The organism is Chryseobacterium sp. JUb7 (assembly GCF_024806495.1).
Taxonomy (GTDB): domain Bacteria; phylum Bacteroidota; class Bacteroidia; order Flavobacteriales; family Weeksellaceae; genus Chryseobacterium.
This window is the reverse complement of sequence record NZ_JANUFF010000002.1, coordinates 691,800-703,335: the sequence shown is the minus strand read 5'-3', so window position 1 is coordinate 703,335 and position 11,536 is coordinate 691,800. Positions and strand designations below refer to the sequence as shown.

Here is an 11,536-nt window from a genome sequence, read left to right as displayed (position 1 = left end):
TTTTTTTTTATTTTATCATCAGCCCCCCCCACTCTATTTTTTTAATTCTTGGGGGGGGGGCCCCCCCCCCCCCCCCCCCGCCCCGAAATATATAGAAAATGAGCTCAAACAATCGCTCGATCAGGGCTAGGAAAGACCTTTTCAGAAGATTTCTTTCTGAATTGAGTCGGCGTCATATTTTTAACCCTCTTAAAAACCCTGTTATAATAAGGAATATCGCTAAATCCCGAAGCAATACAGATCTCTGCAACAGATAATTTAGTTTTTGATAACATCTGACATGAAGACTCAATTCTGAATTCTGTCAGGTAGGTGAAGAATGATTTACCCGTCATTTTTTTAAAGAAAACGCAAAATGAAGATTTCTGCATTCCGGCCGACTTTGAAATCTCTTCCAGACTAATATTTCGCTGAAAATTACTTAAAATAAAAAGGTATACTTCCTGTAATTTTTTTTCTTTTTTATTTTCAGTCACAGGTCTTCCGACAACCAGCATTTCTTTACAGTAAGAAATTACCTCCAATAATTTAATAAATGAAGAAAGCCTTTCAATACCATTTTGGTGAATCATGGAAGTCATTAAAACCTGTATTCGTCCTAATAATTCATTTTTAAAAGAAATTGCATTTTCATTCGTCTGAAGTTCAGAAATGGCTGGAAAAAGTTCTGGAAAAAGATTTTTACAACTTTCTAAAAAAGCATTTTCGAAAACAATAGTAATATTCTCAATCTTACCCTCACTGTCATGTACAGACTCATCAAAAGACCAGCAATGCGGAATATTCGGGGGAATCAGAATAACCTCACCTTTTGAGAAATTTTCTACAACATCTCCAATGATTCTGGCACCACTTCCGGTGATAATATAAGACAACTCCCAGGTTTCCTGCTGATGGAGCGGGACCTGCTGATTCCATTGAATATGAACGTGATCGAAATGGAAAGTTTTGGTTCTTGCTTTTGGATAATATTTTAAATTTTGCTTCATTTAAAGAATTACAATCAGGATAATGTAAATATAAGACAATAATAAAAAAATATACAACAATCTTTTTGAGACAATAGCTTCTATTTTTGCACTAAACTTTTAGTCAATATATGAATTCAACTGTAAATATTTCTCAATCAAAACCACATTACGAAATTCTTGATGGGCTGCGTGGTGTTGCCGCCATTATGGTAGTGTTTTTTCATGTTTTTGAAACATTTTCAAATGGAGATCACACCAAACAGATTATCAATCACGGTTATTTGGCTGTCGATTTTTTCTTTATGCTTTCGGGCTATGTTATCAGTTATGCATATGATAACCGATGGGAAAAAATGTCATTGAAAGATTTTTTCATCCGCCGTTTGGTGAGGCTGCAGCCGATGATTATTATAGGCTCTTTGGTGGGCGCAGTTCTTTTTTATTTTCAGCAGTCTGAAGGTTTGGGTTGGGGCGGTATTTCCACAACGCCGGTCTGGAAGGTATTATTGGTTATGTTTATCGGAATGACGGTGATTCCGGTAGGAAAAAGCCTTGACATCAGAGGCTGGAATGAAATGCATCCATTAAACGGACCTGCATGGTCACTGTTTTTTGAATATATCGCCAATATTGTTTATGCTTTGGTTTTAAGAAAAGTTTCTAAAATTGTATTGGGAATTTTAGTCTTGATTTCAGCAGGATTTACGATTTATTTTGCTTTTACAAATCCAAATGGGGATATCATCGGGGGTTGGTCTGTAGATGATGCAACGCAACTGAAAATAGGCTTTACAAGATTAGCCTTTCCTTTTTTAATGGGAATTTTTTTAGCAAGAACGGTTACATTAAAATTCACAAAAAATGCTTTTTTTACAACAAGTATTTTATTAATAATCCTGTTTGCATTTCCGCGTTTAGGAGGAAACGCAAATCATTGGCAGAATGCTTTTTATGAATGTTTTACATTAATGATCATGTTTCCGATTGTTATTTTATTGGGAGCCGGAGGTAAAGTAGGGGGCGAAAAGGCAAATCAGTTCTGTAAGTTTTTAGGTGATATCTCTTATCCGATTTATATTACTCACTTTCCGCTGGTCTACGTTTATATGGCTTGGGTTGTCAACGGAAAACATACTTTGGAAGAGCCTCAGTCATGGATTTTCGGATTGATGACGGTAGGTATTTCGATAATTTCTGCATATTGCTTCATGAGATTTTATGATATTCCGGTGAGAAAATGGCTGAATAAGAAATTGATTTCAAAGTAAGTGAGGTCTTCAAAAATAGTTTATTTTAATTCTCAAAAAGCAAAAAAAAATTTGCTGTTTGTATCGGCTCAGATCAAAGATCTGAGCCGATACATTTAAATTAATAATAACCGGGTAATTTTTAAAATGATCATTTTTTTATGCAATAAATGAAACAAAATATTATTTAATTCTTAATCATTTAATTAAAAATTTTATTCTCTGAGAAATAATTTTATTTTTGTTATATGATGCAAACCGAATCCCCATTTTTAGATACTTTATTTCTGCTTCGGAAGGAGGAGTGCATGACTGTATTTTCAGAAATTCAGGAGATTTCCCGAAAGGAAGAACTGGATGCAGCAGCATATTTTGAATCCGAATTTCAGAAAGAAAAACTTGAATTTTTCTCTGATCGGATTAATTGTGATACCGAAACGGCGGTCTGGGCAGCGAAAGTATTATATCATAGTGCACAATTGCATTTAATCAGAGGAAATACGGCAAAAGATTTAAATAAACTGGTTCCGGCATTTAAAGGGAAAAGAGATGTTTCTTCCCTATTATCTGCTGATCTTTCGTTAAGATTTTTGCCTCAGATTATCTCTGTCTTACAAATTGCGGATTCGCAGGATCCTTTGATAATGATATTGGAAAATATCTTAAAGCAGTTTCATTATTCAGGGATTGGAGTTGATCTGGATCTGAAGAATATCAATTGGGAAGAAGAATTAAAAGATAAAACCTACCGGAAATTATATCTCGAAAGGATTGTAGAAAAAAAAGCCTATCAGTTGGCAGAAATACCTTATATCTATCAATTGCTGATCGCAGAATTCGGAATATATAAAGATATTTTCTGGAGAGAATTAAAAATAAATAAAATACAGGATAATGAGCCAGGAAACAGTATTTGATTTTATAAAAGACCCTACAAAAGAAAATTTTCTGAAATCAAGAGAATTGATTGTAACCAACCCGGATTACAATCCTTATTCTGATGATTTAGAAATCATGGAACAGTTGTTTGAAAATAAAGAGTATGAAAAACTTAATTATTATGTTAACATTAATGTACTGTTAAGTCCAAGGGCTCATTTTATAAAATACTTTTCTTTAAAGCAAGCTGGAAATACGAAAGCAGCAGACAGTGTGATGTTCATCTGTCATAATATTCTGAGCGGTATTGAAAAGACAGGAGACGGAACATTACAGAATCCATATATTGTGATTAGAATTTCTGATGAAGCTGATTTTCTACAGCTCCATTTAAGAAAAAAGTATACTCAGCAGAAGTTAATGCAAAATGAAGGTAAATATCTGGATGTTTTAACATTAGAAGACGGATCTGAATTGTATTTTGATATTACCGATGCTTATCAGAGAATCTCCTTTTCTTCTAAAAAAAGAAATGAGACCGCAGAAAATAAAGAAGAAAAACCGGAAAAGAAAAAATGGTGGAAATTTTAAAATGTAACTAATGACTCAAAATATAGAAAAATTAAATGCAGTTCTTACGTACGTTAAAGATACTTTTATAGGTAAAAATGACGTAGTCGATTTATTGGGAATATGCTTACTGGCAAGAGAAAATGCCTTTTTATACGGCCCTCCCGGAACCGCAAAATCTGCCATTGTAAGGACCTTGGCAAAAACCGTAAAAGACGGCAAAAACTTTGAATATCTTTTAACCCGTTTCACAGAACCGAATGAAATTTTCGGACCTTTCGATATCAGAAAATTAAAAGAAGGTGAATTGCTGACCAATACAGAAGGAATGATGCCGGAAGCGTCAATGGTTTTTCTGGATGAGATTTTCAATGCAAATTCTGCCATTTTGAATTCGCTTTTAATGGCTTTAAACGAAAAGATTTTTAAGAGAGGAAAAGAGACAAAACATCTTCCGGCATTAATGTTTGTGGGAGCAAGTAACGTTCTTCCTGAAGATGAAACACTGAACGCTTTGTTTGACCGTTTTCTGATCAGAATTAATGTCGATTATGTGAATCCGGATCTTCTTCAGCAGGTTCTTTTAGCAGGTAGAAAGCTTGAAAATAGTGTAGATACAGAAACACCTGAAATTCTTTCACAGGAGATCAGGGAACTTCAGAATAAGTGTAAAACAATTGATCTCAGACCTATTTATGAAGTTTATCTTAACACGATTATCAGTCTTCGGAATACAGGAATTGCTATTTCAGACCGTAGAGCTGTAAAGCTTCAGAATTTAATCGCTGCAAGTGCTTTAATTTGTGGACGGAATGAAGCTATTCTTTCTGATTTATGGGTATTGAAGCATATTTGGGATACCGAAGAGCAAATTGAGATTCTTGAAGGAATGATCAACAGAACGATCGAAAAAGATGATAACCCAAAATCTCATCCACAGGCTTTACAAAACAAAACCCCGAATCCGGAAGAGGTGATGAAAGATGTTAAAATTTTAGTGGAAAAATGGAACAGTGAGACCTTGAGTTTTGAAGAACAAAATGTAATTAAAGATAAATTAAGATATCTTCAGACGCGCTGCGACTGGATCAAAAATCCTGAACAGAAACAATATATTCAACAGGAAATCGAAAGTCTATGGCAAAAGATTCTTCAAACGGTATAAAAGAGTTTTGGGCAGAACTTCCCAGGGCTAATGAAGATTTTTTAGGCTCGATTCGTGACTGGAAAAACATTCAGATTGCTTTGGAAGAAGAAGTGATCTGGATGAAAGGTTTTACTGATGAACAGGCTGCTTCGTCTCAAATCAGGCAGTTTCCTGATTTTTTATTGTACGAGTTAAGAGAGGGACTTTTATTTCGGAAGGATGCCCTGGTGCCGAGCCAAAAAGTGCGGACAGCGTTGTTTTGGACACCAATTGACAGAGCTTTAAGATTAACTTTTCCTCCCTCCAATCAGAATTTTTTTGGAATCGATGAGAAAATTGAAGTCAGATTACAGCCAAGTGAAGAGGAACGACCTGCAAATGCTTTGCTAAGTTCAATAGTTGAAATTAAAGAAACCATTATAGCTTTACCCAAATTCAAAGCAGAAAAAATGAGCTGGATCGTGATTAATGATAAAGCACTATTCCTGGGAACTCCACTGTTAAGCTTTCCCGGAAAAACATACTGGACGAAAGACGGACATCTTTTACCAACAGGTTTTGATTTTGAATTTAAAAATCTAAGCGCTTTATTACAGAGAAAATATAATGCAAATCAGGAACATTGGCTTTTATGGAACGAAGACGGAAGTGTTTTACAGCTTAGTAAAAATGATTTCCGAAAATTGTCCGTAAGCTCGTTTCGCCTGACTGAAAAAGCAAGAGAATGGAACTGATAGAATATTTCCAATCGTATGAAAATTATTTCTGGGAATGGGTGACGGATAATGATATCCGTGATAATTCCGGGTATCATGAAAATAACCTTATTTCAATTCCGAATGTAGGGACGATTGCCTACAGACCTTATATTATTGAGATTTTAAAAGAATTGCAGAGCCAGGGAATTCCGCCTTTAGGTTCTTTACTTTTAGTGATATATGCTACTCAGGAAGGATACTTAAACCTTGATGGAGTTTTTTATTTTTTAAGAAATTTAAAAAAAGATGGAGAAAACCAGATCAATGATAATATCAGGGATGCCTGTCTGTTTTTAGAAAATATCAGTAAAATAGGGAAATCCCTTAAAAAAGGTCAAAACAGAGTCAATCTTTTTCAGACCATTTTTAAAGATTCACATTATTTGCTGTCTGCTGAAAAATCTGAATACATCATAAAAGTTTTCAACAGAGGTCCTCAGGAACTATTTCATGCTGCCATCAAAGTTCCGCTGACTGATTCTGTGATATCAAAAGATATCCGTACGCTGTCTTTACTATATAAAAAATATCCTACAACAGAATCTATCGTCCATGCCATGCAGGGAATTGTCGGTGAGCCGGAGCTTGATGAGGAAATCGCAGATGAAGTGGTGACAGCAGAATCCAACGGAGATTTTATTGAAGAATTGACTGAAGAGCCTAAAACTTTTCAGGTAGGAAGCTTAATTAAAAGAATCTGGAGCGGTCTGAAAATCCCCATGCGCCATCTTTCACCTGGCGAACAACCGATTGGAGGAATTTCGGATATGGCAAATAAAGGCGAGTTTCACAGGATGCTTCTGTCTGAATTTGCCAATGAAGATGACGTTTTCATGAACCGTGTTGCGAATAATGAAGCATTGTATATTCAACGGGAAATTCCGCCTGAAGAGAATGTTTTTGAAAGGATAATTTTAATAGATACTTCTCTGAAAAACTGGGGGACACCAAAGGTTTTGGCCTTTGCATCGGCAATTTCGGTGATCAAACATCCGAAAGCACATTCAGAATGTAAAGTTTTTGCATTGGGACAGACCAGTATTCCCATTTCTCTGAATAACGTAAGCGAAGTTATAGAAAATCTGAATCTCGTAAGCGGAATTTTAGATATTTCGGAGACTTTGGAGACTTTTTTTCAAAAAATACATACCCAAAAAGATCTGGAAGTATTTTTTATAACCCATCATGAGAATTTGGCTCATGAAAAATTACAGAAAGTAATTCAGCAAAACAGGGATAAACTTAAATTTTTAATCACCACATCATCTGATGGTGAGCTGAATTTTTATAAACATCATCAGGGAGCAAGAAAACATATTCAGAAAATTGTACTCCCGTTACAGGAATTGTGGGCAAATCCACCTAAGAATAAACAAAAGAGAACCAATAATCCGACTCAGAAAGGAGATAAGACCGACGTTCCTCAAAATTATCCGATATTATTTCCTTCTCCTCAGAATCAGATTGCAAGGTTACTGTATGAAGGAGAGTATTTTATTCTGAGTAGTAAAAAACAGCTCTTAAGAACTTATTTATCAGATAATTATTATAACAAAAGTTACTATGACAATTACAGGACATTCCGGGGATGTTCCGTGCTGTTTGATGAAATTTCAGTAAAAGATAAAGGAAAGTTTGCGCTGGCAAGAAACAAGCAACACGAATTTATTCTATGCCAATATCAATCGGATAAAAAACTGCTTTCGAAACTTAACTTGAATACAAAGGAATATTCTGAAATGAATATGACGGGGCAGCACATTCCTGCTCATTTTGAATTGATCTATTTCAATAAGCATTTCTATTTATATGGTGATAAATCAGATCGGTTCTTTGAAATTAATGTGGAAGGAGATGTTGCTGTGGAGTTAGTTGATAACGATCCGGAAATTGAAAAAAATGCTGCTAAAGTAAAAATTGAAGTTGAAAAATTACTGAATAATAAACATAATATTTTAAGCAATTTTACTCAGATAGGAATTAATAAAAACGATAATCTGGTGATTTCAAAAAGTGAGCTGATAACAATGTATAACAATTCGATCTGTTTATACAGGAATAAATCGCCGATGAAATTAACTGCCAGTCAGAATAAAAATAAATTTACTTTTTCAGACGGAAGCGAAATTATTGCTGATGCCAGGGGAATGCTCACTTTTAGAAGTATTAATGCTAATATTCCTATATTTTATATGCCGACTGTAGAGTTTAGTGCTGCCGCTCTGGCAACGGAAACTGAGTTTGGAGGATCTGAATATTATTTACCGGAAAGCACATTGCTAAAAGTGAAAACAATACAGGAAATGTCAGAAGATTATTTACATAAATTTATAGATCAGGTATTGAGTTATGGAGTTGAGAATTAAACCATTTCCAAAAAATAGATATCCGAGAAAAGGACTTTTAATCAAAGGCTCTTCTCCGTTGGTGTGGTTTAGGGAAATCGATGCTCTGGGGATTGATATCAATGCGGTAAAGTCTTTTGCTGTTCCGTCCAATGAATCGAATATTCTGTATGGCTGTTTTTTGATTTTTAATCAGAATGTTCCGACAGAGGTTGGAAAAAATGCTTATTTTCAGTGTTTTGATAATAAGTTGTTTATCCCTGAAAACACTGATTTTTATCCTAAAATAAACGCAGAAGACTGGCAACATATAAATGCGGAATTTTTAATCATTCATCCTAAATTTGGATTGGTGAAGTTAAAAGAAGCCATAGACTGGGTATCTGTATTGCAGGAATCTCCGAAAGCTGAAGAGAGGGTAAGAAAACCCCTGAACGGAGTCACCATTCCTCAGCATATCAAAACTTTTTTGGTTGAGATGAATGATGACAGCCTGTTGGAGGAGCTTCAAAAGCCTCAGACTGATGAAGAATGGATGAAGAATCTGCCGTTCGATAAAAAGAAGCTTATGGCCGGTAACCAGGAAGAAATTGAAAAATATCTTGCTTATATTACCAAATACCCTGAACGGGCGGTATATCTTGGAATTCCTTTAGATATCGGCGGAACTTTCAGAGGGGATGGGTTCGGTAATTTTAATTTCGATCCAAGTTGGTTTGCTGGTCTTTTTGGAAACGGACTTTCGGATGGAGATAGTATTCAGCCGGTACAAAATGATCCGCCGAAAAGAAAATCAAAGGATTATCATAAAATTCTTGTGGCATTACTGCTTCTGATTATTGTGGTGGGATTTGCTATTGGTTCGGATAATAAAAGCAGAATAAGATCTGAATCAGTTGATCTTTACAGTGATTCTACCGTTGAAACAGCTCCCACTAACGATGAGAAGATGGCAACATTGGCATTTGAATCAGGATTTACGGAAATTGATTTAAAAATTGATTCTTTGTACCGGAAAGAGCGTGGAAAACTGATAGCCGCCTATAATGCTGCAATGGCAAAAAATTCTTCGGGAGAAATCCCTTCTGCATTAAATTGGGAAATTGAAGGATACAGAATCAGGGAAAAACAGTCACGAGACTCACTTAAAGTAATTTACAATGAAAAAATTACAGAATATGTCGACAGAAAAACAAAATTTTATAGAAAAAAAATCTCAGATTCTATTAAAAAATATAATACTATTTCCAAAGATTCGAGAAGACTGTTAATTGATGAGATATTGGAAAAACGGAGAATGGCGATCACAGATTCTCTGATGAATATATACGGAACGGCCAATACTATCGATCCCATTGTTGTTTATAAAGATAATTCTTTTAAAAAAATGTTTAAAGTCAATGATAATTCTTCTGGAGAATCAGGAGCTTCTTTTCCTGGAATTATTTTATTGCTGCTTTCAATAGGAGGAGCTGTAGGGTTTTATATTTATTTTGTGAAAGATAAACCCTTGGATATAGGTGGAAATAATATGCCGCAGGGAATTAAAATACTTTTGATGACGCTGCTTGCAGGAATGATATTGTATATTTTTTATCCCTTGATTTCGATGTTCGGATACAACTGGCTGATATGGATTCTGGTAGTATTCATTGCTGTGGTTCTTTACCGTTTGTTCAACGAAGATGAAACAATTTTAAAATCTGGAAAAAATGAATAAACAAAAATTTTTAGATAAGTTTTTGACTGTTTTTTTTATTCTCGCAGCCCTTAAATTTGTGGGAATATTGGTACAGCTTTCCAGGACTGATCTTGTCAGCGTTTTGGGCAACCTTGTATTATTTCTTATCATAGGAGCTATTGTATTTTTTATCATTGTCGTTTTACAGGATAAGCAAAAAGATACAGTGCCACCACCTTCCGGCAGAAGTTCCGGAGGGATGGGAAATGGAATTTATTTGGATACTACATTGTTTGATAAGCTTAGAAGTATATACGAAGAGATTGCTCAAAAACATATTGCTGAAAAGGAATATAAAAAAGCGGCAATAGTGTATATGAATTTACTTAAAAATGATTACCGTGCTGCACAAACATTAAAAGAAGGAGGACTTTATAATGAAGCTGCCGCAGTTTTCTTAAAAAGACTCAACAGTAAAGTGGAAGCTGCCGACTGTTATGTACATGCAAAACAATACAGAAAAGCAATCGATCTTTATAAGGAACTTCAACATAAAGAGAAAGTCGGGGATCTGTATAAAGAAATGAATGATGTTGAAAGTGCAAATACATATTATCAGATGGTGATTGATGATTATGTAAATAACTATCAAATGGTGAAGGGGTCTCTTATCTATCGTCAAAAAATGGAAATGCCGGATGAGGCACAGAAAATTTTGCTGAAAGGCTGGGAAGAGAATGCCGATCCATTGAATTGCCTGAATAATTATTTTGCGAATATTTTTGACCTGAAAAAACTCAGTCAGCAAATTCAGGAGCTGTATGAAAAAACACCGTCTGATAAAAAAATCATCTATCTTGAAGCAATGAAGTACGAGTTTAAAAAAGATCCAAAACTTCAGGAAGCATCAAGAAATGTAGCCTATGATATCATTGCGGAAAAAGTGTCAACGCGCTCTGAAATCGTCAATGAACTGAAACATTTTAATCCTGATGACCAGGTAATTTTAAAAGATATTTCCAGATATAAAACAGGAAGGAATAGAATGTTCAGGAATTGATTTGTTATAAAATAAAAATATCTAAAATCACGAAATGGATAATACATTCAAATATCTTCATTTAAAACATGCAGGAAAAAGTGCATATGAAATTGTAGATGAAATAATGGAAAAATATAAGTCTCCAATCTTTGTAATAAAGAAAATAAAAGAAATTTTTCCTGATCTGGGATTAGCAGAGGCAAAAGAAATTGTTATTATCAGAACTTCTGAACACAAAAATTTAGGAGCTTATCAAGAAAATTTGTTTGTCGATCTTGAAGAATTAGATAGATTTATGAATGAAGAAAATGAAAATAAAAATCCGTGAAAAATTTGGAGGCTGAGGTTCTCGAAGCTACCAGTTTTTTATTCGTCAATCACAAAATATATTAAAATAGTAAGAAAAACATTTATCTTTGCACCAATAAAATTATGACAATACAAAGAGCACATATCAGTTTAAATCTATGCGATCGCCCTGTACTAAAGGGATCGTTTGGATATGAATGGATGATATCGGATGAGGCGAAATGTGCTTGCTTTGAAAATTATTTACTGTAAACTCGTAAAAATTTAATCAAAATACTGCAGAAACGCCTCGATGATCGGGGCGTTTTTTGTGTTTTTAGGGCAGAAATTATTTAGAATGAAAAAAAATAACCATAAAAGTGAAAATTATTTAATAACAAATGAACAATTAATAAGAAAATAAAGCGTGATCAATAACCCGATGAGAGACAGTCATTTAGGTATTTAAGACATCTGCGAAATATTGCGGACGGAAATCCTCTACTCTAAATATTAGGTTTAATTTATTGATTTACAATTAGTTGTGTTGAAAATAAATTTGCGGATTAAAAAAAATCATCTTTACTTTGCAACCGAAAATTGAAAGC

At 34.4% G+C, this 11,536-nt stretch carries 10 protein-coding genes; 9 read left to right on the top strand and 1 reads right to left on the bottom strand.

The window, feature by feature from the left end; translation table 11 throughout:
* Positions 1-104 precede the first annotated feature (104 nt).
* On the bottom strand, positions 105-989 hold the full coding sequence (locus M2373_RS06815; RefSeq protein WP_259108874.1) for an AraC family transcriptional regulator: 885 nt from the start codon (positions 987-989) through the stop codon (positions 105-107).
* 110 nt (positions 990-1,099) lie between these two features.
* Between M2373_RS06815 and M2373_RS06810 the strand changes: the two genes are divergently transcribed.
* From M2373_RS06810 to M2373_RS06770, 9 genes are all read left to right on the top strand, one after another.
* Entirely contained in the window at positions 1,100-2,239 is a 1,140-nt protein-coding gene (locus M2373_RS06810; protein WP_259108872.1) for an acyltransferase, read from the top strand.
* 227 nt (positions 2,240-2,466) lie between these two features.
* A complete protein-coding gene (locus tag M2373_RS06805) occupies positions 2,467-3,135 on the top strand; it encodes a hypothetical protein (protein ID WP_259108871.1) in 669 nt (222 codons plus the stop codon).
* Positions 3,113-3,688, top strand: coding sequence for a DUF4919 domain-containing protein (locus M2373_RS06800; protein WP_259108869.1), 576 nt, complete (start codon positions 3,113-3,115; stop codon positions 3,686-3,688). The genes M2373_RS06805 and M2373_RS06800 overlap by 23 nt, the downstream gene beginning before the upstream one ends.
* A 10-nt stretch (positions 3,689-3,698) precedes the next feature.
* Complete coding sequence (locus tag M2373_RS06795) at positions 3,699-4,832, top strand: AAA family ATPase (RefSeq protein WP_259108867.1); 1,134 nt, start codon at positions 3,699-3,701, stop codon at positions 4,830-4,832.
* A complete protein-coding gene (locus M2373_RS06790; protein ID WP_259108865.1) occupies positions 4,805-5,548 on the top strand; it encodes a hypothetical protein in 744 nt (247 codons plus the stop codon). Before M2373_RS06795 ends, M2373_RS06790 begins: the two co-directional genes overlap by 28 nt.
* A complete protein-coding gene (locus M2373_RS06785) occupies positions 5,539-7,938 on the top strand; it encodes a hypothetical protein (RefSeq protein ID WP_259108863.1) in 2,400 nt (799 codons plus the stop codon). The genes M2373_RS06790 and M2373_RS06785 overlap by 10 nt, the downstream gene beginning before the upstream one ends.
* Positions 7,922-9,637 (top strand): APC family permease, encoded by a 1,716-nt coding sequence (locus tag M2373_RS06780; protein WP_259108861.1) that lies wholly within the window; start codon positions 7,922-7,924, stop codon positions 9,635-9,637. Before M2373_RS06785 ends, M2373_RS06780 begins: the two co-directional genes overlap by 17 nt.
* On the top strand, positions 9,630-10,658 hold the full coding sequence (locus M2373_RS06775) for a soluble NSF attachment family protein (RefSeq protein ID WP_259108859.1): 1,029 nt from the start codon (positions 9,630-9,632) through the stop codon (positions 10,656-10,658). The genes M2373_RS06780 and M2373_RS06775 overlap by 8 nt, the downstream gene beginning before the upstream one ends.
* Positions 10,659-10,692: 34 nt before the next feature.
* Positions 10,693-10,968, top strand: coding sequence for a hypothetical protein (locus M2373_RS06770; protein ID WP_259108856.1), 276 nt, complete (start codon positions 10,693-10,695; stop codon positions 10,966-10,968).
* The last annotated feature ends 568 nt before the right edge of the window (positions 10,969-11,536 follow it).

Bases quoted from the DNA above. Each gene is read 5' to 3' on its own strand.
- M2373_RS06815 (WP_259108874.1), bottom strand. From the start codon at position 989: ATGAAGCAAAATTTAAAATATTATCCAAAAGCAAGAACCAAAACTTTC.
- M2373_RS06810 (WP_259108872.1), top strand. From the start codon at position 1,100: ATGAATTCAACTGTAAATATTTCTCAATCAAAACCACATTACGAAATT.
- M2373_RS06805 (WP_259108871.1), top strand. From the start codon at position 2,467: ATGATGCAAACCGAATCCCCATTTTTAGATACTTTATTTCTGCTTCGG.
- M2373_RS06800 (WP_259108869.1), top strand. From the start codon at position 3,113: ATGAGCCAGGAAACAGTATTTGATTTTATAAAAGACCCTACAAAAGAA.
- M2373_RS06795 (WP_259108867.1), top strand. From the start codon at position 3,699: ATGACTCAAAATATAGAAAAATTAAATGCAGTTCTTACGTACGTTAAA.
- M2373_RS06790 (WP_259108865.1), top strand. From the start codon at position 4,805: ATGGCAAAAGATTCTTCAAACGGTATAAAAGAGTTTTGGGCAGAACTT.
- M2373_RS06785 (WP_259108863.1), top strand. From the start codon at position 5,539: ATGGAACTGATAGAATATTTCCAATCGTATGAAAATTATTTCTGGGAA.
- M2373_RS06780 (WP_259108861.1), top strand. From the start codon at position 7,922: ATGGAGTTGAGAATTAAACCATTTCCAAAAAATAGATATCCGAGAAAA.
- M2373_RS06775 (WP_259108859.1), top strand. From the start codon at position 9,630: ATGAATAAACAAAAATTTTTAGATAAGTTTTTGACTGTTTTTTTTATT.
- M2373_RS06770 (WP_259108856.1), top strand. From the start codon at position 10,693: ATGGATAATACATTCAAATATCTTCATTTAAAACATGCAGGAAAAAGT.